Here is a 23,117-nt window from a genome sequence, read left to right on the forward strand (position 1 = left end):
ATCCGCGGTGCAGCGACAGCGGGCGCGGCCACGGGGGCCTGGGTGACTGCGGGCTTCCCGCTGGCACCCAGGCGCGCCTCCACGCTGGCTCTGGTGGCACTGGTCTCCACCCAGCTGGCCCAGACCCTGATCGACTCGCACAGTCCGCTGGTGGTCGGTACCGCAGCCGGATCCCTGGTATGTCTGGGGGCACTGATCAGCACCCCCGGGGTCAGTCAGATGCTGGGATGCACACCGCTCGATCCGCTCGGATGGGCGCACGCGCTCGCAGCGGCCGGTGTGGCCACAGGTGTCGCCGCCGTTGCTCCGAGGCTGCTACTCAGGTTCGCCCCGATGCCTCGCGCTTCGATTCAGTCGTCTTCGACTCAGTCGTCGACGTCGAGCACGCCGCAGCGCCACAGCACCGCATACAGCTCCCGCAACGGCAGAACCAGGACGCGGGACACAGCGTCGGTCAATGGATCAGACGGTGTGCCGGAGGCGGAAGTTCTCATCCCCTTCACGGTCCGAAGTCGAGATCTCCAAGAGTCGAAGATGACGTGACAGAGAGGTGACCAATGGCTGAAAAAACTGCGCAGCCCAGAGGGCACCGCCACGCGGTGGACACCGTCCGCGACGCCCGCGGATTCGCCATGACACTGCCGGTCGTGGGCCGGGTCAAGGTGCCGCACCCTGAGCAGCTGGCCTATTACGGCGCACTCGGCGTACTCGCGGCGGTGGAGATCATCGATTGGCCGGTTGCCCTGCTGCTCGGTGCGGGGCACGTGTTGATGCAGAACGAGCACAATCGGGTGGCCCAGCAGGTCGGTGAGGCACTGGAGGACGCCTGACCGCGCCGGCTGGAGTCAACCGAGCAGTTTCGCTCGCAAGGTGGCGACGGTCTCGGGCGGTACCCCGGCCGCTTCGACGAAGCTGCCTATCGACCCATAGTCCTGCACCAGCCGGTCCCACGCCGCCAGGAGGTACTCCTCGCGGACACCCAGCACTTCATCGGTGAGCCGGGCCTCGGCGTAGGTGGCCAGCTCGGGTTCGTTCTGAGTCCTGGCCCGTACCGATTCCATGATCCGGTTCCGCAGAGCCGGTATCGCGCCGTTACTGGCCAGGAAGTCGGCAATGATGCGCTCCCGTTCGACACCGACGGTTTCCAGCACGGTGGCAACGGTGAACCCGGTACGGTCCTTGCCGGCGAAGCAATGAGCGATCACCGGACGTTCTTGTGCCAGAAGGGAAATCACCTCTCGCACCGCGGCATGCGCGCCCGGCAGAGTCGGGAATTCCTCATACACCTCGGTCATGTACCGCCGGGCCGCGGTCGCGACGTCTTCACCCTCGGCGGATTCGGACATCACTCGCTGAAAGGTGTTCTCGTGCGGTGCATCCTGATTCGACGTGTCATCGGGATGAAACGGCAGTAGGTGGACTGCAACGCCGTCGGGAACCTGCCCGGCGCCTTGCCGTTGCACCTCCTGGTGCGAGCGCAGATCCGCGACGTCGGTGATGCCGAGGCTGCGGAACACGGCGCGGCCCGCATCGGAGAGCTGGCTGAGCTGACTGGAGCGGTAGAGCAGGCCCGGCCGGACTCCGGTGATGTCGGCGACATCCCGAAAGTTCCACGCCCCGGCCAGTTCTCCCAGTTCGACGGTCACTGTGCAGCCACCACGGAACCCGCCGCGGTTCCTGATTGGCGGCTCGCCGTGGCCAGAGGCGATTTCTCCCGCCCCAACTCCGCGCGGGCGATGGTGCGCATGTGCACCTCGTCGGGTCCGTCGAACAGCCGCATGGCGCGGTGCCAGGCGTAGAGCCGGGCCAACGGGAAGTCGTCGCTGATCCCCGCCGCACCGTGCACCTGGATGGCGCGGTCGATGACGTCGCAGGCGACCTGCGGCGCGACCGACTTGATCTGGGACACCAGAACGTGGGCGGCCTTGTTGCCCTCCTGGTCGATCATCCAGGCGGCCTTTTCGCACAGCAGCCGGGCTTGGTCGATCTCGTTGCGCGACTTGGCGATCGACTCACGCACCACACCCTGCTCGGCCAGCGGCTTACCGAACGCCACCCGCGTCTGCACCCGGTCGACCATCAACGCCAGCGCCCGCTCGGCAGCACCGAGGGCCCGCATGCAGTGGTGGATGCGGCCCGGGCCGAGGCGAGCCTGAGCGATCGCGAAACCGCTGCCCTCCTCGTGGAGCAGGTTCTCGACCGGCACGCGCACGTTGTCGAACACGATCTCGCAGTGGCCGTGCTGGTCCTGCCAGCCGAACACCGGAAGCGAGCGCTGGATGTCGACCCCGGGGGTATCGACCGGGACCAGGATCATCGACTGCTGCTGATGCGACGCCGCGTCGGGATTGGTCCGGCCCATCACGATCAGGATCTTGCAGCGCGGATCGGCCGCCCCGGTGATCCACCACTTACGCCCGTTGATGACGTAGTCGGCACCGTCGCGCAGCATGGTGGTCTCGATGTTGCGGGCATCCGACGACGCCACCGCGGGCTCGGTCATCGCGAACGCGCTGCGGATCTCACCGGCCAGCAGGGGCTCCAGCCATTGCTTGCGCTGGGCCTCGTCGGCGAACAGGTGCAAGGTCTCCATGTTGCCGGTGTCCGGTGCCGCGCAGTTGAGCGCCTCGGGGGCGATCTCCATGCTCCACCCGCTCAGCTCGGCCAGCGGCGCGTACTCGAGGTTGGTCAGGCCGGACTCCGAGGGCAAAAACAGGTTCCACAACCCGGCGGCCTTCGCCTTGCCCTTGAGTTCCTCGACCACCGGCGGCACCGTGTGGTCCTTCGGGCCCTTCTCTTCGCGGTAGGCGTGATAGGCGACCTCAGCCGGCAGCACATGCTCGGTCATGAAGTCGGTGAGCCGGGAGTGGTAGTCACTCGCCTTGGCCGAGAGTGCGAAGTCCATGTCAGCCACGATAGCCACATGGTTAGACAGGTAGAAAGGTGGCATGTCTGGAACCCGCCCGCCGTTGCCGCCCTTCACGCTCGAAACAGCCGTCCAGAAGGTCCAAGCCGCCGAAGATGCCTGGAACACCCGCGACCCGGAGCGGGTCAGCCACGCCTACACACCCGACTCACAGTGGCGCAATCGCGATCTGCACATCGTCGGACGCGACCAGATCGTGGAGTTCCTGACCGCGAAATGGGAGCGCGAGCTGGATTACGTGCTGCGCAAGAGTTTGTGGGGATTCCGGGAGAATCGGATGGCGGTGCGGTTCCAGTACGAGTGGCATGACGCGGCAGGGCAGTGGTACCGCAGTTACGGAAACGAACTGTGGCAGTTCACGCCCGAGGGCTTGATGTCCCGGCGCGAGGCGAGCATCAACGATGTCCTCATCGAGGAGTCCCAGCGCCGCTACTTCGGCCCGCGCCCGGAATCGGAGTACGGCCGGGACATCGAGCTCTGGTAGTCGGCCGGCCCCCGTTTCGCCGTACCCAGCGTGCAGGCCAGCACACCGGCCACCACCGCCAGGGCCATCACGGTGCCCGCCACGGCCGGCCAACCCGCGGCGTCGAACGCCAGCCCACCGGCCCAGCCGATGACGCTGGATCCCGCGTAGTAGAAGAGGTTGTACAGCGACGAGGCCTGGGCCTTGCTGTCACCGGCGTCGGCGCCGACCCAGCCTGACGCGATCGCGTGGGCGCCGAAGAACCCTGCGGTCGCGATCACCAGGCCGGCGAGTACCACGATGACGTTGCCGGCCATGGTGATCGCCACCCCGGCGATCATCGTGGCGATCGAGCCGAGCAGCACGGTCTTGCGGCCGAAGCGCGTGGCCTCGGCACCGGCCCGGGCCGAGGCCCAGGTGCCCGACAGGTAGGCCAAAAAGACCAGGCTCACCAGCGTCTGCGGCAGGTTGAACGGGGTGGCCATCAGCCGGAATCCGAGGAAGTTGTACATCGCCACGAATCCGCCCATCAGCAGGAAGCCCTGGCTGTAGAGGACGAGCTGACGCGGTGAGCGCAGGTTCCGTGCCAGCCGCCGGGCGAGCTGGTGGCTGCGGGTCGGGGTGAAGCCCCGTGCGGGTGGGGCGAGCTTGACGAACGCGAACGCCGATAGACCGCACAAGACCGCGACCACGAGCACGCCGACGCGCCACCCGGCGAACTCGGCGACGGGTCCGGTGACCAGGCGCCCGGCCAGTCCGCCGATCGTGGTCCCCGCCACGTAGGTGCCTGCCGCGCGGGCGGCATGTCCGGCCTCGATCTCCTCGGTGAGGTACGCGATCGCCACCGCGGGCACTCCGCCCAGCATCAAACCCTCGACCAGCCTGCCGGACAGGAGCAGCGTCACATTGGGGGCCAACGGCACGATGAGCCCGAGAACCGTTGCCGCGGTGATGGATATCGTCATCGCCTGAACGCGGCCGATGCGATCGGCCAGCGCCGACCACGGGATCACGCCCAGTGCCAGGCCCACCGTGGCCGCCGAAATCGTCAGTGCGGCATGGGCGGCGCCGGTGCCCATGTCTCGGGCGATCAGCGGGAGGACGGCCTGGGGCGAGTACAGCTGGGCAAAGGTCGCGACGCCGGCGCAGAACAACGCGGCCAGCAGGCGTCGGTATTCGCTCGAGCCACGTGAATGCCCCTGCCAGTCAACGGAGGTCAGGGAAGTGGACACTCAACCGACGTTAGAACGCCGACAAAGATGTGTCCAATGCATGAGTTTACTCAAACTCATGCGAATTGCGTATGACAAACTCCGCCAGGCGTGCCGCCGCAGGCGGCAGTTCACGGTCGGCGTTCCAGGTCAGTCCGATCTGACGTTTGGCCGAACTCTCCGACAGCGGCACATACGCGGCGCCCGGTTCGGCGCGCTCGGGCCGTGGCACGGGCACGACGGCCACCCCGAAACCGGCCGCCACCAGGCCTTCCATGGTGGGGATCTCCATGGCCTCGAAAACCACAGGAGGTGCGATCCCGGCCTCGGCCCACAATTCGTCGGTGAGCTGGCGCAACCCGAAATCGGGCGCGAGGGCGACGAAGGGTTCGGCGGCCGCGTCGGCCAGCCGGATGCGGGAGCGTCGGGCGAAACGGTGTTCGCGGGGCACCGCCAGGCACAGCCTTTCCATATAGAGGCCGCGCCAGCGGAAGCCGTCCGGACGTGGTGACGTGATCGCGAGGTCGGCCTCACCGTTGGCCAGGCGTTCGACGATGTGGTGGGCAGCGCCCTGGAACAGCTCGAAGCGCACCAACGGAGCCTCCGCGCGGAACCGTCGCAGGAGATCCGGTACGAACCAGCCGGCCTGCGAATGCAGGAACGCCAGCCGTACCATCCCGGTCTCCGGATCGCGCAACTCGGCGATTCTCTCGGTGGCCGAACGCATTTCGGCGATACTGCGGCGCGCGTGCTCCAAAAGGATGTGGCCGTAGGCGTTGAGTCTCAGGCGCCGATTGACCCGATCGAACAGCGGCACGCCCACCTGGTCCTCGATGCGGGCCAGAGCACGCGACAGGGTGGGCTGGCTGATGCCGAGTTCGGCTGCGGCGTCGGTGACATGCTCGGTTTCGGCGAGCACCACGAACCACTGCAGCTCGTCCAGATGCATACCGCCGACTCTAAACGCGCTGATCACCGACACGCGCTGTGCCATGCTGTGGCGCATGGCCGAAAAGGTTCGGGTGGTGGTTGGCGATGACCATCCGATGTTCCGCGAAGGCGTGGTGCGCGCCCTGACCTCCAGCGGTGAGATCGATGTGGTGGCCGAGGCCGACAACGGCGCAGACGCACTGGAATTGATCCGGACCCATCTGCCGCAGGTGGCCCTGCTGGACTACCGGATGCCGCAGCTCGACGGGGCCCAGGTGGCCGCCGCGGTGAGCCGCGACGACCTGCCTACGCGGGTGTTGCTGGTCTCTGCTCACGACGAATCCGCCATCGTCTACACCGCACTGCAGCAGGGGGCGGCGGGATTCCTGTCCAAGGAGTCCACCCGCAGCGAGCTGGTGAACGCCGTGCTGTCGTGTGCCAAGGGCCGCGACGTGCTGGACCCGAATCTGGCCGCCGGGCTGGCCGGTGAGATCCGTCGCCGCAACGAACCCGATGTGCCGACGCTGAGCCCGCGCGAACGTGAGGTGCTCACCCTGATCGCCGAGGGCCGCTCCATCCCGGCGATGGCCAAGGAGCTGTTCCTGGCGCCGTCGACGGTGAAGACCCATGTGCAACGGCTGTACGAGAAGTTGGGCGTGAGCGATCGGGGTGCGGTGGTTGCGGAGGCGATGCGCCGCCGGCTGCTGGATTGACCATGGCCAGCGGGGGCGTCGTCGAATTCTTCAGCACTCAACCGGTCCGGGTCTCGGCGCTGTTGCGGCTGCCGCTGATCGGCCTCATCGTGGTGCTGGTCTCGGTGTGGGATGTCGACCACTGGTTGCCCGTCCTGTACGCGGTGATCCTGAGCGGGTATGCCGCCGTGGCCGTGCTCTGGCTGGTCGTGGTGTTCCGCGGGCCCATGCCGGCGTGGGCCGAGTGGGCCTCCACCGCGGTCGATGTGCTGGTGCTGGTCGCCCTGTGCGCGGTCTCGGGTGGTGCCACCGCGGCGCTGCTTCCGGTCTTCTTCCTGTTGCCGATATCTGTTGCGTTCCAGGATCGCCCGTGGCTGACGGCGCTGCTCGGTGCCAGCACCGCACTGGGCTATCTCGCGGTCTGGATCCTCTATTCCAAGCGTGACGACAATGTCGGGTTGCCCGACGTCGTCTACATGCACGTGGGATTCTTGGCCTGGCTGGCGGTCGCGTCCGCTGCGTTGTCCTTTGTGCTCGCGCGCCGTTCGGCGCGGGTCCGGACACTGATGGAGGTACGGCGCCAGCTCGTGTCGGAGTACACCCGGGCCGACGACCTGCGCAATGCCGAACTGGCCGAACGTCTTCACGACGGGCCGCTGCAGATCCTGCTGGCCGCTCGTCTGGACCTCGATGAGATCCGGGAACGCATTCCGGACGCGGGGCTGGACCGGGTGCGCGCGGCCCTCCACGAGACCGCGGTGGGACTGCGCTCCACGGTCACGGCGCTGCATCCCCAGGTGCTGGCGCAACTGGGGCTCACGCCGGCGGTGCGGGAATTGTTGCGTCAGTACGAGACTCGGCCAGATATCACGGTGCGGGCGGACCTGGGGGAGATCGGCCGTCCGGAAGGTCAGGCGCTGCTGTACCGCGCGGCCCGCGAACTGCTCTCCAACGTCAACAAGCATGCGGACGCAAGCACCATTACCGTCGGCCTGTACCGCTCGGGCGACCGTGTGGTGCTGACCGTTGCCGACGACGGAAAGGGTTTCGACCCGTCGACGGTGGTCGGATCCGTGGCCGAAGGGCACATCGGGCTGGCCTCGCTGCAGGTCCGCGTCGAGGCGATGGGTGGCTCGATGGCGATCAGTTCGGAGCCCGGATTCGGTACTCAGGTCCGGGTCACGTTGTAACCGCGACTATTTCACGCAGGGGATACCGGAGACCTTCATCTGGCTCAGATCGGTGGGCGCCGCGGACTTGGTGCCGGACGCTGTCGCGGCAACGGTGGTCACCGGTGTGCTGGGTGTGGATTCCTCCGTCGTCTCGCCGGAAGAGTCCCACGTCGAATCGGAACCTGACTCCGACGAATTCGCCGAGGACGATTCACTCGATCCGGTCAGGTACTGGTCGCCGGGAAAATCGGTGCCGAGCGTCAGTTGTACCGTCCCGGGGCTCACCTCTGAGGACGGGTTGGCGATCACATCCAGCTCATCGGCCAGCGACTGGGCGGCAGCCTCGGCGCCGGTGCCGTAGTCGATCGTCGTGACCGCGGCCAGCGATTCGGCGTCGCCGATCTGACCAGGAGTGAAACCGTTTGCGGAGAAGGTGGTTTCGAGCTGCGCGGCCAGGCCGGAGTAGGTGGAGGCATTGACCACGTCGAGCACCGCGCCGTGGCCCTGGAGGACATGGGCGGGCGCTGCCGGCGCGCTGGGAGCGCCGCCGGGTTGGGCGACCAGATCGCGCACGATGGCCCGGATGGTGGGGATGTCGACGATGTTGATGTCCTCGCCCATCGAATTCTGGCCGAACTCCTTGATGGGCAACGTGTAGAGCGTGGGCGGAGCGCCGGTCAGGGCCGAGGCCCGGCTCGCGAAGTTGGCCAGGTCGAAACCTGAATCAAGTGCGACATTCTGCTTGGTGACGTTGAGCAGATCCCGCAGCATCGTCGGGCTGGACAACGCGCCGCTCTTACCGAGTGCCGATACCAATGCGGCGATGAAGGCCTGTTGGCGCCGGGTGCGGTCGAGGTCGGTGAAGTTCTCGTCGTTGACGTCGCGGCGCTGTCGCACGAAGGCCATCGCCTGTGCCGCGTCGATCTGCTGCACACCCCTACGGAAGTCGGCGCCGGAGAACGGATCAGCGGTGTCGGCGTTGAGGCACACCGTGATCGGTGCCACAGCCTTGGCGATCTGGAAGAACGCGCCGAGCGTGACCTCGACGAAATGGTCGATGGGAATGCCGAGCAGATTGCGCACCGTGGCGATCTGAGCCTTGCGGCCGGCCTCGCGGGCCTGCTGTTCATTCGTCGACGAATTCTCTGACGAGGACTCCAGCGTCTCCATCTCGCGCTGATAGGCCCAGCCGTAGGCCTGCTTGACCTTGCCCTTGCACGGGTTGACGTCGCAGCCGGCCAACTCGACATAGTCGTCGCGCGGGATGGAGAAGGCCGTCGGTGGGCCGCCGTTGCCGGGCAGGTGCACCACGATCAGCACGTTGGCGTTGTAGCCGCCGACGGTCTCGTCCCCGGCGTGCAATGCCTCGTAGATGTCCTGGGGCAGCGGGTTGCCGTGCTGATCCAGCCTGCTGTCCAGCCCCATGATGAGGATGTTCTCGGTGTCCCCGGAGGAGACCGGGCCGCCCTCGAGAGCGTTCGACGTGGTGATGCCGTCCAAGGCGCCGTGGTAGGACACCCAGCCGGTACCGGTTCCGGCCAGCACGGACGCCGCCACCAGGCCCACGGCGGCGCGGCGGGCGGCCCGTACGCCACGGCGCGGCATGCGGTGCCGGGGGGTGCCGGCGGTGTGGGCGGGTGTGTTCATGGCACCTGTCATTATGGGGCCGTTCGCTGAGCGTGCACCCACCGGGGAAAAACGCTGGTCAACACCGGCGCCTCGGCACTACCGTGCCCAGCATGAAATTGCGCATCGCCGTGGGCGTGCTGCTGTTGGCCGTCGTGGCGTTGCTGCTGAACGAACTGGTGGTGACCAAGAGGGTTCGCCCGGCCGAGCCGTTCGCAGGTGGGCACGTGCTGGAGCTGGACGGCCCCGATCTCAACGTGCGCGAGTACGGGCACCCGGGTGACCGTGCCGTGGTGTTGCTACACGGTTACTCGGCCTCGATCGAGTGGTGGGATCGGGTGGTCCAGGAACTCGCCCGCGATCAGCGGGTGATCGCGATCGATCTGGTGGGCCACGGTGGCTCGGAGGCACCCAGCGACGGCACCGCGTACGGCTCGGCGGAGCAGGCCAAGGCGGTGCACAGCGCGCTGCTGCAACTCGGTGTGCGCCACGCGGTGCTGATCGGGCATTCGATGGGCGGTTCGGTTTCGGCCGAACTGGCCCGGCAGTATCCGGACCTCGTCGAGCGCGTCGTGGTGTCCGATACCCCGGGGGCCGACGACCTCGCCTCCATGCCGCTGCTGGGAAAGATGGTGTGCTGGCCGGTGATCGGACCCTTCCTGGATCGGTTCCGCAGCGTGGATGCCATCACCGAGAGTTCTCTGCAGACCGGATTCGCCGCGGACTACCCGGTACCCGCGTACGCGCACCGCTCGTTGGAGCGCCTCACGTATGCCGGCGTGTGCGACTCCACAGAGGGCTCGCACCCGGTTGTGGAAACGCTTGCCGCACTGCACAAGCCGGTGCTGGTGGTGTGGGGTGACCAGGATGTGCTGACGCCGACGGCGCCCAACGTCGAGCGCTACACCGCGGCCGGGCTTCCCCCGGTGATCATCAAGGGCTCCGGGCACAGCCCGATGGTCGAGAAGCCAGATCAGTTTCTGGCCGCGGTGGCGGACTTCGTCAGGAACCCAGCCCCCGCGAGATGACCAGGCGCTGAATCTGATTGGTGCCCTCGAAGATCTGGGTGATCTTCGCTTCGCGCATGAACCGCTCCACCCGGAAATCGCGGGTGTAGCCGACACCGCCGAACACCTGCACGGCGTCCGTGGTGACCTTCATGGCGGCATCGGTGGCGATCAGCTTCGCGACGCTGGCCTGGGTCGAGTAGGGCAGGCCGAGGTCCCGACGGCGTGCGGCATCGAGATAGGTGGCCCGCGCGCTGACCACCGCTGCGGCCATGTCGGCGAGCAGGAATCCGAGACCCTGGTGGTCGACGATCTTGCGGCCGAACGTGGTTCGCTCGTTGGCGTACCGGACGGCCTCGTCCAGGGCGGCCTGGGCGATACCGACCGCGATGGCGGCGATGCCGAGCCGGCCGGAGTCCAGTGCCGAGAAGGCGATCGAAAGCCCTTGTCCCTCTTGACCGATCAGCCGCTCGGCGTCGATACGGGCGTTGTCGTAGAAGGCCGAGGTGGTGGGCACCGCGTGCAGGCCCATCTTCTCTTCGGGCTTGCCGAAGCTCAGCCCGTCGAGATCGCCCGGGACCAGGAAGCAGGAGATGCCCTTCGACCCTTCACCGGTGCGAGCGAACAGTGTGTAGAAATCGGCCTTGCCGCCGTGGGTGATCCAGGCCTTCGAACCGTTGAGTATGAAGCCGCCGGCGTCCTGGGTTGCCTTGCAGTTCAGTGCCGCGGCATCGGATCCGGCCTGCGGTTCGGACAGGCTGTAGGCGCCGATCTGCTCGCCGGACAGCATGCCGGGCAGCCACCGCGCCTTCTGCTCATCGGTGCCGTAGGCGAGCAGTGGGTGCGACGACAGGCTGTGCACGCTGACTGCCACGCCGATCGCGGCCCACCGCGCGGCGATCTCCTCGAGGACCTGCAGGTAGACCTCATAGGGTTGGCCGCCGCCACCCCACTCCTCGGGCTGAGGGAGGCTCAGCAGCCCGGCCGCGCCGAGTTGGGCGAAGACGCCCTCGGGGTAGGTCTCGGCTTTCTCATGCTCGTCGACGATCGGATCGAGCACCTTGTCGGCGATATCGCGGGTGAGCTCGATCAGCTCGCGCGCCTCGTCAGAGGGGAGTAGGCGGTCAACAGGCATACTTGCAGATCCTAGTTTTTCGCGTGCGCGGACGCGCAGGTACCCGATCCTGAGCTACAGCGGTCGGGGATCGGGCCGACATCTAGGTGCCGGTTCAACGCATCCGGGCGATGATCTGGATCTCGACCAGCGCGCCCGGGACGGCCAGTTCGGTGACACCGACCGCGGTCCAGGCCGGATACGGTGCGGCAACGAACTCGTCCTTGACCTCGCTGAACACCTGCGCGTGCTGTTGCAGGCCGACGTGGTAGCTCGTGATGTCGGTGACGTCGGCGAAGGTCAGCCCGGCCTCTGCCAGCAGGCCACGGAGGTTCTCGAACGCCTGCGTGAACTGGGCTCGGGGATCCTCGGCCACGCTCATGTCCGGCCGGATGCCGATCATCCCCGAACAACGCAGGTGCTCGCCGTCGATCACCGCGGGCGCGAAGTGGTGGGCGTCGTACATGGGCCGCATCCACTCGGGCACAACAATTTTCATACATTGCTCCTCGTTGAGTGCACTCACGTCGTGTTCTGACCGTGAACAGACACAAACCTGCCCCTTTTCACGCGAAAAGGGGCAGGTTTGTGTCTGCTCGCCGGAGAAATCCGGCAGAGGGACTACACGTGCTCCGCCACCGGCAGGGCGGCGAGGATGTCGTTGACGCGGTCGCGGGCGTCGCCGAAGAGCATCTGGGTGTTCTCGCGGAAGAACAACGGGTTCTGCACGCCGGCGTAACCCGAGGCCATGGAGCGCTTGAACACGATGACATGGTCGGCGTTCCACACGGTGAGCACCGGCATACCCGCGATGGGGCTGTTGGGATCCTCGGCCGCGGCCGGGTTCACGGTGTCGTTGGCGCCGATGACCAGCACGACGGAGGTGCCGTCGAAGTCGTCGTTGATCTCGTCCATCTCGAGCACGATGTCGTAGGGCACCTTGGCCTCGGCCAGCAGCACGTTCATGTGGCCCGGCAGGCGGCCGGCGACGGGGTGGATGCCGAACCGGACGTTGACGCCGCGCTCCCGCAGCTTGCGGGTCAGATCGGCCACACCGTACTGGGCCTGGGCCACGGCCATGCCGTAGCCCGGCGTGATGATGACCGAGTCGGCGTGGCTGAGCAGTTCGGCCGCACCTTCGGCATTGATCTCGCGGTGCTCGCCGTAATCCTTGTCCTCCGCGGGCCCGGCTTCGATGCCGAAACCACCGGCGATCACGGAGATGAACGACCGGTTCATGGCCTTGCACATGATGTAGGACAGGTAGGCACCGGAGGAGCCGACGAGGGCGCCCGTGATGATCAGCAGGTCGTTGCCGAGCAGGAAGCCCGATGCGGCTGCCGCCCAGCCCGAGTAGCTGTTGAGCATCGACACCACGACAGGCATGTCGCCACCGCCGATGGAGGCCACCAGGTGCCAGCCCAGCAGCAATGCGAGCACGGTGACCACGATGAGCAGCCACAGGTGCGGCTCGATGACGAACCACACGGTCAGGGCGAAGAAGGCGACCAGTGCGCCGATGTTGAGGAAGTTCTTGCCGGGCAGCATCAGCGGTGCGGATTTGATGCGGGCCGACAGCTTGAGGTTGGCGACGATGGAGCCGGTGAAGGTGACCGCACCGATGAACACGCCGATGAACACCTCTGCCGAGTGGATGCCGAGCATGCCTTCGCCGGCCAGCTTGGTGGCTTCGGCGCCGGCCGTGTCACCTTCGACGTGCAGGTAGCCGTTCCAGCCGACCAGCACCGCGGCCAGACCGACGAAGCTGTGCAGCAGTGCGATCAGTTCGGGCATGCCGGTCATCTCGACCACCTTGGCGCGCCACAGGCCGATCGCGGCGCCGACGATCATGGCGCCGATCAGCAGGGCCAGGCCCAGCGGTTCGATCTTGCGTTCGACGGCGAGGGCGATCGTGGCGATCAGGGCCACCGCCATGCCGACCATGCCGAAGGTGTTTCCGGCCCTTGAGGTCTCGTGCTTGGAGAGGCCGGCCAGGGCGAGGATGAACAGCAGAGCCGCGACGACGTAGGCCGCCGAGGCAACGTTTTCTAGGGTGAACATTCCTCTAGCTCCTCGAGAACATGGCGAGCATGCGACGCGTCACCGCGAAGCCGCCGAAGACGTTGATACTGGCGAGCAGGATGGCGCAGGTCGCGATCGCGGTCACCAGTGCATTGCCGTGGCCGATCTGCAGCAGGGCACCCACCACGATGATTCCCGAAATCGCGTTGGTCACCGACATCAGCGGGGTGTGCAGCGCGTGGTGCACGTTGCCGATCACGTAGTAGCCGATCACGATCGCCAGCGCGAACACCGTCAGGTGGACCTGAAGCGCTGCCGGGGAGATCGCGATGAGGGCGAAGATCGCGGCGGCTGCGCCGAAGGTGACCCCGAGCCGGCGCGCGGTCGACATCGGACGCTTCTCCGGCTTGACGGGTGCGGCGGCCGCAGCGGGCTGGGCTGCCGGCGCCGCGGAGACCTGCACCGGTGGCGGCGGCCAGGTGGTCTCGCCGTCGCGCACCACGGTCATCGAGCGCTGCACCACGTCGTCCCAGTCGAGGACGACCTTGCCGTCTTTCTCCGGGGTCAGCAGTTTGAGCAGGTTGACCAGGTTGGTGCCGTACAGCTGGGAGGCCTGGGCTGGCAGGCGGCCGGCCAGGTCGGTGTAGCCGATGATCGTCACGCCGTTGTCGGTGACGATGGCCTGGTCCTTGACGGTGCCTTCGACGTTGCCGCCGTTGGCCGCGGCCATGTCGACGATCACGCTGCCGGCCTTCATCGAGGCCACCATCTCGGCGGTGATGATGCGCGGTGCGGGCCTGCCGGGGATCAGCGCGGTCGTGACGATGATGTCGACGTCCTTGCACTGCTCGGCGTACAGCGCCGCCTCGCGCGCCTTGTAGTCGTCGTCCATCTCCTTGGCATAGCCCGTGGCCGACACCTCGGCAGCCGCCGGATCGACCGACAGGTACTCGCCACCGAGAGAGGCGACCTGGTCGGCGACCTCGGGGCGCGGGTCGGTGGCCCGCACGATCGCACCGAGGCTGCCCGCGGCGCCGATGGCGGCCAAGCCGGCCACACCGGCGCCCACGACGAGCACCTTGGCCGGGGGCACCTTGCCCGCCGCGGTGACCTGACCGGTGAAGAACCGGCCGAAAGCGTGGGCGGCCTCGACCACGGCGCGGTAGCCGGCGATGTTGGCCATCGAAGACAAGACGTCCAGTGACTGGGCCCGCGAGATGCGCGGCACCGCGTCCATGGCCAGCACGGTGATCGGGCGGGTGGACAGCGTCTCGACCAGCTCGGGCTTGAGCGCGGGTGAGATCAAGCTCACCAGCGTTGCTCCGTCGCGCAGCTTGGCGATCTCGGCATCATCAGGTGCGTTCACCTTCAGCACGACGTCGGCGTCCCACGCCTGACCGATTTCGGCACCCGCGTCGACGTAGGCGGCGTCGGAGAAGCTCGAGGCAACACCGGCGCCGGACTCTACGACTACCGCGTAACCGAGCTTGATGATCTGCCCGACAGTCTGCGGCGTGGCGGCGACGCGCGTTTCCCCAGGTAGAGACTCGCGCGGGATCCCGATGAGCATCGAATCCGCTCCGTTCTGTTCGTTGGGCGTACTGGTTCAGCCCGAAAGAGTGTCGCATTTGTGTTCAGATAACGCCCATGCCCCTTTTGGGGGATGTGACCCGAGGCGCAGTTTTTGCTACAGCCAGTCACGGCGTTTGAACATCACATACAACAGGATGACCAGCACAACGATCAAAATGCCGCTGGCGATGAACCCGAAGAGGGCCTGCTCGTGCAGGTACGTTACCGCGGGCGCACGTGCCCAGGCTGAAGGTTCGCTGCGATCTTGCGCGCGGCGTGCGCGCCGGTGTCCATGGCACCTTCGATCGCACCGGCCTCGACCCCGGCGATATCGCTTCCTGCGAAGTGGATCCGCCCGTGCGCCTCACGCAGCTGCACGGCGCCGTTGGTGAAGTGGCCAGGCCGGTGCACCATGAAGCCGCCCTTGGCGAACTCGTCGGTGGACCAGTCGTGGCAGGCGGTCTCCGACACCTCGATATCGGGAATGAAGTGCCGCAGCCCGCGCTGCACCGCGGCTGGGTCGGTGGCATCAATGTCTGCGCTGTTGGAACACAGGCACATGATGAAGGTGTCCCCCTCGGCGTGGTACTCCACGCGCGCGGCGTTGATCGGATTCTGTCCGAGGGGTGCCACGGCTTGGAAGGGCTCGAGTACGCCCTTGGCTCGCACCCAAATCTTGGAGCCCATGATCGGGTTCTTCTCGTCGATCATGACGCGCGACGCCGCTGGGACGTCCGGCGTGAAGGTGATGTCGCCCAACGTGTTCAGGGGTACCGCGACGACGACGCTGCGAGCGCGGATCTGCTCACCGTCTCTTGTCGTCACGGTGACGGCCGAGCCGTCGTCCTCGACCGCGGCGATCGGGGTGGACAGCCGCACCGCGGCTTTCGACTCAGCCATGATGGCATCGAGCAGTCGCTTTGTGCCGCCCTCGATCGGCCACGTGCCCGCGGTCTCGAAGAACGCCGCCCAACTGCCGAAGTAGGTGGCGACGCACGAGAGGAACTGGGCGACACCGTGATCCTTGTAGGCGGTCACGAGCCCGGCCATCGCGCCGTCGAGCAGATCGTGTTCGTACGGGGGCAGGTCCAGCGCGGCGAACCGGTCGGCGATGGTTTCCTTCTCGACCGCGCTGGTATCGACCAGGCTGATGTCGAACGGCTGCGGGAACACCGCACGTGCGTCGGCAAAAAACCGGCTCATGAGGGGCTCTAGGGCCGCTCCGTACTCTTCGGGTGACGCGGAATGCGTGGTGCCCTGCGCGATCCAGTACATCGTTGTGGGCACGGTGGGGATCTGTAGTGGAATGTCGTGACGCTGGAGTTCCTGCCACATGTTCGGCTGGGTCCAGTGCACATAGGTGCCGCCATACTCGAGTTGACGGCCGAGTCCGTCCGCCGTCCAGGTGCGCCCACCGATCCGGTCGCGGGCCTCGACGAGTAGCACTGAGTAGCCCTGCACGCTCAGGTCCCTTGCCGCAATGACTCCGGCGAATCCTGCGCCGATGACGACGACGTCGTAGTTGTCGGTGGACATGGGTCCCCTTGTGTCGGTAATAACAAAATCAAACTCGAATCGAGATCGACTCTAAACCGCACCGAGCAAGGTCGTCAACGGTTCGCGACCGGACGTGACGGCAATCGCAGGCTGATACGATGTGGAATCGTGTTCGACACCAAGCCAACGCGGCGTGAAGCCGGCCGTGCACCGGTGGTGCAGCGCCGAGGTGTTGAGCGTGTGCAGGCGATCCTCGATGCGGCCGAGACCCTGCTCGCCGAGCAGGGCTACGCGGCCGCCACTCTCAAGGCCATCGGTGAGCGCACGGGCATTCCGACCGCATCCCTCTACCACTACTTCGCCGATCGTGGGCAGGTCGACACCGAACTGGTGAACCGTCATGCCGCCGCACTCGACGAGCAGTTCGCCGCAGGATTGGACGACCCGAAGGCGAAAACTCTGCCCGGCGCCATCGACGCGGTGATCGCACGCATCGCTAGCTATTTCCGGGACAATCCGAGCTTCGTCCAGTTGTGGTTCGTCGGCCGTAACTCGACCCTCACCGACATCGCCAGGGGTATGCACACATCGTGGGCCGAGCGACTCCGGAAGCATCTCGTCGAGCGCAAACTCATCCGCGCCAACACTCCGCTGCTCGCGGTTGAGCTGGTCTTCGAGGCGGGAGATCGGCTCTTCGACGTTGCGTTCCAGCGTTCGTCGTCCGGTGACGATGCAACGCTTGACGAGACTCGGCGAATTCTCACCGCATATCTCCAGGGTTACGCACCGAAGTCCACGCGGCAGGCCAAGGTCAAGTAACCAAGCCTTCCTCACTTTACTCACGTTGTCCCCTTTGTGATTTCGCAGATCTCCTGATCGATCGTTGACAGTCGTCGCGGTGCTGCGTACGCTCGGCAAAACTCGATCTCGAATCGATATCGATGGAGGAGTCACGATGAAGACAACCGCCGCGGTCCTGTTCGAGCCGGGCAGGCCGTTCGAGATCGTGGAGTTGGACCTCGACGGTCCGCGCACCGGCGAAGTCCTGATCAGGTACACCGCTGCGGGCCTGTGTCACTCCGACCTGCATCTCACCGACGGCGACCTGCCTCCGCGATTTCCGATCGTGGGCGGCCACGAGGGCGCCGGCATCATCGAAGAGGTCGGTCCTGGCGTCACCAAGGTCAAGCCGGGTGATCACGTGGTGTGCAGCTTCATCCCGAGTTGCGGCCACTGTCGCTACTGTTCGACCGGGAGGCAGAGCCTGTGTGACATGGGCGCCACCATCCTGGAGGGCTGTATGCCCGATGGTTCCTTCCGATTCCACTACGGCGGCGAGGAATTCGGCGCGATGTGCATGCTGGGGACCTTCTCCGAGCGGGCCACCATATCGCAGAACTCGGTGGTCAAGGTCGACGAATGGCTACCACTGGAAACCGCGGTCCTGGTCGGCTGCGGGGTGCCTACCGGGTGGGGCAGTGCCAACTATGCCGGCGGGGTGCGTCCTGGCGACATCGCCGTCGTGTACGGCGTCGGCGGCATCGGTATCAATGCCGTACAGGGTGCTGCGCTCGCAGGTGCCAAGTACGTCATCGCGGTCGATCCCATCGAGTTCAAACGCGAGACTGCACTGAAATTCGGTGCCACGCATGTGTTCAGTGACGCGGCCGAGGCCGCGGGGAAAATCAATGAACTTTCGTGGGGTCAGGGTGCGGACCAGGCCATCGTCACCGTCGGCACGGTTGACGAAGAAGTGATCTCGGCTGCGTTCGCCGTCGTCGGAAAGGGCGGCACTCTGGTCGTCACCGGTATGGCCGCCCCCGACAAGTTGACCGTCCACGTATCCGGCCTGGACCTGACCCTCAACGAGAAGACCATCAAGGGCACGCTGTTCGGTTCCGCCAATCCCCAGTACGACATCGTGCGACTGCTGCGGCTCTACGACGCCGGCCAGCTCAAGCTCGACGAGCTCATCACCACCAGATACCGCCTCGAGGATGTCAATCAGGGCTACCAGGATCTGCGCGACGGCAAGAACATCCGCGGAATCATCGTTCATTGAGAGGCCGCTCGTGACCAAGGCTGTCATCGAAGTTCCGCGCGGGCACAATCCGTTCCCGCGCTCCGGCATCGTTCGCGACGACGCCGGAGTGGCGTACTACGCGGACGTACCTACAACGCTGGGTGCGATGCTCCGCGCCCACGTCGACTCGCGACCGGACGCCGAGGCGGTTGTCGAAGTGGGTGGTGGCCGGTTGACGTATGCACAACTGTGGGAGCGAGCTTCACGCGTGGCCGGAGGGCTGCGAACCCTGGGCGTCGAACGTGGGGACCGGGTGTCAGTGCGCTACCCGGCCGGTATGGACTGGGTTCTGGCGTTCTGGGGCACGGTGCTCGCGGGCGGGATCGCGGTGGCGGTCAACACGCGGTCGGCGCAGCCTGAGGTCGACTTCGTACTCGCCGATGCCGGCGTCGAAGTGGATCTGACAGCCGGCACTCCGCTGCCTGACGGCGATCCCTACGTGGCGGAGGGCATCGCCGCCGACCACGTGGCCGCCTTGTTCTACACCTCAGGTACCACCGGGCGCCCGAAAGGTGTGCCGACCACTCATTCGGCATTCATCACCAACGCCGAGAACATGATCCGATGCCTCGGTGTGCCGCGAGACTTCGGATCACAGTTGCGCACGCTGATCAGCGTTCCACTGTTCCATGTGACGGGGTGCAACTCGCAGTTCCTGGTGGCTGCCTACGTCGGTGGCACCGCGGTGATCCTGCCGGCACTCCAGGTATCGACCTTGGTGGAAACCCTTTCAGCAGAGCAGATCTCATTCCTGGTGACGGTACCGGCGGTGTACTCCCTGCTGCTGCGCCATCCGGACTTCGCCGGGTGTGACGTATCCACGGTGCGCCGGCTCGCATACGGCGGGGCCCCGATCGCGCCGTCACTCGTCGAACAACTGCACGCGGCATTTCCCTCGGCGAAGCTGATGAACGGTTACGGCATGACCGAGACCGCATCCCTACTCACCGTCCTGCCGGACCGAGACGCAGTGGCGCATGCGGACTCCGTCGGGTATGCGGTGCCATCCGTCGACCTCGGCGTTGTGCCCAGTGGCGACGATCCCAACGAAGGTGAACTCGTGGTCCGCGGCGCCAACGTGACCAGCGGCTACTGGAATCGGCCAGATGCTGACGCGGACACCGTAATCGATGGCTGGTTGCATACCGGGGACGTCGTGCGGATCGATGATGCCGGGCGCGTGCACGTCAGCGATCGGATGAAAGACCTCATCAACCGCGGCGGCGAGAAGATTTCCAGCGTCGAAGTCGAAGCCGTCCTGCTCGCCGCTCCCGGAGTTGCCGACGCCGCGGTCGTCGCCGTGCCCGACGACGTCATGGGTGAGAAGGTCGGCGCGGTCATGTTCGGGGGTGAGACCCCGATCGACGTCGATGAGGTGCTGGATCATTGCCGAAGGCACCTGGCGGACTTCAAGGTGCCGCAGTACGCAGCCGTGCTCGGCGAGCCCTTGCCACGCAACCCAAGCGGCAAGCTGCTCAAGAACCAGCTGCGTCGGCAGGTGCAGTGGGGCGAGCCATTGCGCTAGCGCGGACAGCTACCGCTGCGGAGATTCACCAGGGCAGTTTCACCACGGATCGAGGACGCGCGTCAGATACACCAGCTGGTCGTCGCGCACCTGCTGTTGCCACGGACCACCGTCGAAAGCCTCGACGTGGCCGATGGGGTACTCGCACAATTGCGCCAGGTAGCCGGCCTTCTTGGCGGTGCGGCGCGCCGCGGCAGGTGGGGCGATGTCGTCGTTTGTGCCCACTTGCATCAGCATCGGGCAGGTGAGGCGCGCGGCGAACGTGATGGGGCGGTTCAATCCGACCTCAAGTGCCGTGCGGGCGGCGACCTCGTTGCGCCAGGTCGGTCCGGCAACGGACGCGAAGGCCGCCGCGGCACCGGGACTGGTCACCAACGCCGTCGTTCCGGGTTCTCCGACGATCGGCAGGTAGTGCGGCCCGCGGCCGAGTCGGGCCCGTGATGCGTCGAACACTCCGTGCGCGGTCAGCCGAGCGAGTTGCATGACGCCGCCGCGACCGCGCGCGATATGGGCCAGCGTGGCGCGGCCGTCCGTGGCCGGATTGAGCGAAACGATCGCTGCAACACGCGGATCCTGAGCAGCGACCGCGACGACATGGCCACCGGCATACGAATAGCCCCACAACGCAATTCGATCTGAGTCGACACCGGGCAGGTGCCGGGCGGCCGCGATGGCGGCATGGTAGTCCTCGCGCTGACGCCGCACTGCGATGTTTTGGCGCGGGCTGCCCTCCGAGCCGCCGAAGCCGCGGTAGTCGAAGAAAAAGGCATCGATGCCGGCTGCAGCGAAGTTCTCTGCGTAGGAGAGCAGTCCGGAGTCACGGGTGCCACCGAAGCCGTGCGCCATGACCACGCACGGCCGGCCTGATCGCCCGGTCAGGGTATTGCTCTGCGCAGTGATGTGCGTGGCCGCACAGCGGACACCGTGGCTCGTGAAATACAGGTCGTTGGGCATTGCAGTCGCTTTCCGCTCAGGACACCACGAGTGCCGGCTTTTTCGGGGTGAACTTGAGCGAGTCGTCTTCGACCGGCCCGTGGCGCAGCCGCTCGACATCGATCTCGTAGGCATGCTTTAGCGTCCAGGGGCCACTGGTGCCCGCCCGCGGAAACTTCGCGATCGCCCGCTGCACGTAGCCCGAGGTCATGTCCATCATCGGCACGCGATCCATGGCCGGCTGGTCCAGCACCGGGACAAAAGTTCCATGGCCATGTGCATCCATGTAGTCCAGTAGGCGGCAGAAGTGCTCGCAGACCAGGTCCACCTTGAGGGTCCAGGCGATGTTCGTGTACCCGACGGCATACGCGAAGTTGGGAACGCCGGAGAGCATCATCGCCTTGTAGGCGGTCGTATCGGGAAGATTGACTGCCCGGCCGTCGACATTGAGCTGGATCTTGCCGAACGGTGACATGTTCAGCCCGGTCGCGGTGACGATGATGTCGGCGGCCAGCTCCTGGCCGGATTCCAGCAGGATGCCGGTCTTGGTGAATCGGTCGATCCGGTCGGTGACAACGGAGGCCTTCCCCGCGGAGATCGTCTTGAACAGGTCCCCGTTGGGCACCATGGCAAGCCGTTGCTCCCAGGGGTTGTAACGCGGGGTGAAGTGGGTGTCGACGTCAAAGTGCTTGGGCAGCTGCATGCGCACATACCCGATCAGCAGCTTGCGCATCAGCTTGGGCCACCGTTCGCAGGCCTTGAAGAGCCCGCGGCCGAGGGCCACGTTCTTTTTGCGGATGATCTTGGACGCCCGCTTGTGGCCCAGCATCCGGTTGAGCACATTGGCGATCGGATCGGACGCCGGAATCGAGAAGACGTAGCTGGGTGAGCGCTGAAGCATCGTGATGTGGGCCGTTTTGTCGGCCATCGACGGGATCAGGGTGACTGCCGTCGCGCCGCTGCCGATCACGACGACACGCTTGCCGGTGTAATCCAGATCCACCGGCCAATGCTGCGGGTGGACGACCTGACCGTCGAAGTCTTCCCGGCCGGCGAACTCTGGGATGAAGGGATTGTCGTAGTCGTAATACCCGGTGCCCAGAAACAGGAATCTGGAGGTGAAGGTGGTGGTCTGGCCGGTCGTCGGATGTGTGCTGGTCAGTGTCCAACGTCCGTGCGCGGTATCGAAATTCGCGTTGTGAACCTTGTGGCCGAACCGGATGTGCTCTCCCAGGGCGAACTCGTCGATTGTCTGCTGTAGGTAGTCCAGGATGATGTGCCCGTCGGCGATCGCCTTGCGGTGCGTCCATGGCTTGAACCCGTATCCGAACGTGGGCATGTCCGAGTCGGAGCGAATGCCCGGGTACTGGTGCAGGCTCCAGGTTCCGCCGATCGAATCCCGCCCCTCCAGTAGGGCGAAAGTCGTGCCCGGCCGGAAGGTCTTGAGGTGATACGCGGCGCCGATGCCTGAAATGCCGGCACCGACGATCAAGACGTCGAAGTCCGTTTTGGGCGGTGTGGTCATGGGCTTGTCTCCCTGGCAGCGACTAACTCAAAGTCGAGTCGAAATCGACTTTAACCAGCCGCACGGTCGACGTCAACGGTACGATCTCGAATCGTGTTCGAAAAAGAACCTGCATACCCGGTGGCTCGCTCCGCCGCGCTTCAGCGCCGGGGGCTCGAGCGAATGCAGGCCATCCTCGATTCCGCCGAAGCGTTGCTTGCCGACCAGGGCTACGCCGCAGCCACGCTCAAGGCGATCGGGGAGTACGCCGAGATCCCCACCGCTTCGCTCTATCACTACTTCGCAGACCGCGGCGAGGTCGATGCCGAGTTGGCTCGACGCCACATCTGTGCCCTCGACACGCACTTCACCGCGGCGCTCGCGTATCCCGGTCCGGCCACCTTGCGCCGCAGTGTCGACGCGCTGATCGACATGCTGCTCGCGTACTTCCGGGCGCATCCCGGCTTCGTTCAGTTGTGGTTCGTCGGGCGCTCGTCGGCACTGACCGACATGGCCGGCGAGCTTCACGCGGGGTGGGCTGAGCGGCTGTGGCACTTCCTCATCGAACGGAAGCTGCTGAGCGAGGAGACCCCGGAGTACGTGGTCCAGTTCGTGTTCGAGATGGGGCACCGCCCATTCGATGTCGCGTTCCAGCGGTCCCCGAGGGGCGACGACGCCACCATCGAGGAGGCGCGTCGCATGCTCACGGCGTACCTCGAGAGCTACGCGCCGGGTGTTTCGCACTGCGTCTGACTCCGGGTATTGACAGCGCGGTAGCGGCGACTTTAAAGTCGATCTCGAATCGGGTTCGGATATGGTCAGCCCCCGAGGGTGACACCG

At 66.0% G+C, this 23,117-nt stretch carries 23 protein-coding genes; 9 read left to right on the forward strand and 14 right to left on the reverse strand.

The genetic code is table 11. The annotated features are described in order from the left end of the window. Positions 1 to 203, reverse strand: a 203-nt coding sequence (locus H977_RS36200) for a hypothetical protein (protein ID WP_353589767.1), incomplete at its 3' end; no start/stop codon positions are given. A gap of 162 nt (positions 204 to 365) precedes the next feature. Next, positions 366 to 494 carry an Rv1535 domain-containing protein gene (locus H977_RS36205; protein WP_353589769.1) on the reverse strand — a complete coding sequence of 43 codons (129 nt, stop codon included), beginning with the start codon at positions 492 to 494 and terminating at the stop codon, positions 366 to 368. A 63-nt stretch (positions 495 to 557) separates the two neighbouring features. Here H977_RS36205 and H977_RS0131790 point away from each other — a divergent pair, with 63 nt between their 5' ends. Then, positions 558 to 830, forward strand: coding sequence for a hypothetical protein (locus H977_RS0131790; RefSeq protein ID WP_029111656.1), 273 nt, complete (start codon positions 558 to 560; stop codon positions 828 to 830). 15 nt (positions 831 to 845) lie between these two features. Here H977_RS0131790 and H977_RS0131795 read toward each other — a convergent pair whose 3' ends face one another. Both H977_RS0131795 and H977_RS0131800 read right to left on the reverse strand, forming a co-directional pair. Beyond that, positions 846 to 1,646 (reverse strand): tyrosine-protein phosphatase, encoded by an 801-nt coding sequence (locus tag H977_RS0131795; RefSeq protein ID WP_029111657.1) that lies wholly within the window; start codon positions 1,644 to 1,646, stop codon positions 846 to 848. Continuing rightward, on the reverse strand, positions 1,643 to 2,905 hold the full coding sequence (locus H977_RS0131800) for an acyl-CoA dehydrogenase family protein (RefSeq protein WP_036477837.1): 1,263 nt from the start codon (positions 2,903 to 2,905) through the stop codon (positions 1,643 to 1,645). The genes H977_RS0131795 and H977_RS0131800 overlap by 4 nt, the downstream gene beginning before the upstream one ends. A 43-nt stretch (positions 2,906 to 2,948) precedes the next feature. Here H977_RS0131800 and H977_RS0131805 point away from each other — a divergent pair, with 43 nt between their 5' ends. After that, positions 2,949 to 3,410, forward strand: a complete 462-nt coding sequence (locus H977_RS0131805) for a nuclear transport factor 2 family protein (protein WP_029111659.1) — start codon at positions 2,949 to 2,951, stop codon at positions 3,408 to 3,410. On the opposite strand, the gene H977_RS0131810 is transcribed toward H977_RS0131805, so the two are convergent. Then, complete coding sequence (locus tag H977_RS0131810; RefSeq protein ID WP_231396108.1) at positions 3,356 to 4,621, reverse strand: MFS transporter; 1,266 nt, start codon at positions 4,619 to 4,621, stop codon at positions 3,356 to 3,358. The two genes, H977_RS0131805 and H977_RS0131810, sit on opposite strands and share 55 nt — an antisense overlap. Before the next feature lie 46 nt (positions 4,622 to 4,667). Continuing rightward, positions 4,668 to 5,549, reverse strand: a complete 882-nt coding sequence (locus H977_RS0131815; protein WP_029111661.1) for a LysR family transcriptional regulator — start codon at positions 5,547 to 5,549, stop codon at positions 4,668 to 4,670. Between the two features lie 43 nt (positions 5,550 to 5,592). On the opposite strand from H977_RS0131815, the gene H977_RS0131820 reads away from it, so the two are divergent. Together H977_RS0131820 and H977_RS0131825 are read left to right on the forward strand one after the other, a co-directional pair. Further along, positions 5,593 to 6,243 carry a response regulator gene (locus H977_RS0131820; RefSeq protein WP_029111662.1) on the forward strand — a complete coding sequence of 217 codons (651 nt, stop codon included), beginning with the start codon at positions 5,593 to 5,595 and terminating at the stop codon, positions 6,241 to 6,243. Positions 6,244 to 6,245: 2 nt separating this feature from the next. Then, complete coding sequence (locus tag H977_RS0131825) at positions 6,246 to 7,412, forward strand: sensor histidine kinase (protein ID WP_029111663.1); 1,167 nt, start codon at positions 6,246 to 6,248, stop codon at positions 7,410 to 7,412. 6 nt (positions 7,413 to 7,418) lie between these two features. Here the strand turns inward: H977_RS0131825 and H977_RS0131830 are convergent, their stop codons facing one another. Continuing rightward, positions 7,419 to 9,041, reverse strand: a complete 1,623-nt coding sequence (locus H977_RS0131830; RefSeq protein ID WP_036477840.1) for an LCP family protein — start codon at positions 9,039 to 9,041, stop codon at positions 7,419 to 7,421. Between the two features lie 92 nt (positions 9,042 to 9,133). On the opposite strand from H977_RS0131830, the gene H977_RS0131835 reads away from it, so the two are divergent. After that, on the forward strand, positions 9,134 to 10,048 hold the full coding sequence (locus H977_RS0131835) for an alpha/beta fold hydrolase (protein ID WP_029111665.1): 915 nt from the start codon (positions 9,134 to 9,136) through the stop codon (positions 10,046 to 10,048). Here the strand turns inward: H977_RS0131835 and H977_RS0131840 are convergent. From H977_RS0131840 to H977_RS0131860, 5 genes are all read right to left on the reverse strand, one after another. Then, a complete protein-coding gene (locus H977_RS0131840) occupies positions 10,023 to 11,162 on the reverse strand; it encodes an acyl-CoA dehydrogenase family protein (protein ID WP_029111666.1) in 1,140 nt (379 codons plus the stop codon). The two genes, H977_RS0131835 and H977_RS0131840, sit on opposite strands and share 26 nt — an antisense overlap. 94 nt (positions 11,163 to 11,256) lie before the next feature. Next, positions 11,257 to 11,640 carry a RidA family protein gene (locus H977_RS0131845; RefSeq protein ID WP_029111667.1) on the reverse strand — a complete coding sequence of 128 codons (384 nt, stop codon included), beginning with the start codon at positions 11,638 to 11,640 and terminating at the stop codon, positions 11,257 to 11,259. Between the two features lie 122 nt (positions 11,641 to 11,762). Then, a complete protein-coding gene (gene pntB / locus H977_RS0131850) occupies positions 11,763 to 13,202 on the reverse strand; it encodes a Re/Si-specific NAD(P)(+) transhydrogenase subunit beta (protein WP_029111668.1) in 1,440 nt (479 codons plus the stop codon). Positions 13,203 to 13,206: 4 nt separating this feature from the next. After that, positions 13,207 to 14,733, reverse strand: a complete 1,527-nt coding sequence (locus H977_RS0131855; RefSeq protein WP_029111669.1) for a Re/Si-specific NAD(P)(+) transhydrogenase subunit alpha — start codon at positions 14,731 to 14,733, stop codon at positions 13,207 to 13,209. Positions 14,734 to 14,957: 224 nt separating this feature from the next. Next, on the reverse strand, positions 14,958 to 16,271 hold the full coding sequence (locus H977_RS0131860; RefSeq protein ID WP_029111670.1) for a flavin monoamine oxidase family protein: 1,314 nt from the start codon (positions 16,269 to 16,271) through the stop codon (positions 14,958 to 14,960). Between the two features lie 129 nt (positions 16,272 to 16,400). On the opposite strand from H977_RS0131860, the gene H977_RS0131865 reads away from it, so the two are divergent. The 3 genes from H977_RS0131865 (at position 16,401) to H977_RS0131875 (ending at position 19,840) form a co-directional block, all read left to right on the forward strand. Then, entirely contained in the window at positions 16,401 to 17,051 is a 651-nt protein-coding gene (locus tag H977_RS0131865) for a TetR/AcrR family transcriptional regulator (RefSeq protein ID WP_029111671.1), read from the forward strand. Positions 17,052 to 17,187: 136 nt separating this feature from the next. Beyond that, positions 17,188 to 18,294, forward strand: coding sequence for an NDMA-dependent alcohol dehydrogenase (locus H977_RS0131870; RefSeq protein ID WP_029111672.1), 1,107 nt, complete (start codon positions 17,188 to 17,190; stop codon positions 18,292 to 18,294). Positions 18,295 to 18,304: 10 nt separating this feature from the next. Beyond that, on the forward strand, positions 18,305 to 19,840 hold the full coding sequence (locus H977_RS0131875) for a class I adenylate-forming enzyme family protein (protein WP_029111673.1): 1,536 nt from the start codon (positions 18,305 to 18,307) through the stop codon (positions 19,838 to 19,840). Positions 19,841 to 19,879: 39 nt separating this feature from the next. Here the strand turns inward: H977_RS0131875 and H977_RS0131880 are convergent, their stop codons facing one another. Together H977_RS0131880 and H977_RS0131885 are read right to left on the reverse strand one after the other, a co-directional pair. Continuing rightward, a complete protein-coding gene (locus H977_RS0131880; RefSeq protein WP_029111674.1) occupies positions 19,880 to 20,794 on the reverse strand; it encodes an alpha/beta hydrolase in 915 nt (304 codons plus the stop codon). 16 nt (positions 20,795 to 20,810) lie between these two features. Beyond that, entirely contained in the window at positions 20,811 to 22,298 is a 1,488-nt protein-coding gene (locus tag H977_RS0131885; protein ID WP_029111675.1) for a flavin-containing monooxygenase, read from the reverse strand. A gap of 93 nt (positions 22,299 to 22,391) precedes the next feature. On the opposite strand from H977_RS0131885, the gene H977_RS0131890 reads away from it, so the two are divergent. Further along, positions 22,392 to 23,030: a TetR/AcrR family transcriptional regulator gene (locus tag H977_RS0131890; protein WP_029111676.1), complete on the forward strand. Its 639-nt coding sequence runs from the start codon at positions 22,392 to 22,394 to the stop codon at positions 23,028 to 23,030. The last annotated feature ends 87 nt before the right edge of the window (positions 23,031 to 23,117 follow it).

It is taken from the genome of Mycobacterium sp. URHD0025, assembly GCF_000426065.1.
Taxonomy (GTDB): Bacteria; Actinomycetota; Actinomycetes; order Mycobacteriales; family Mycobacteriaceae; genus Mycobacterium.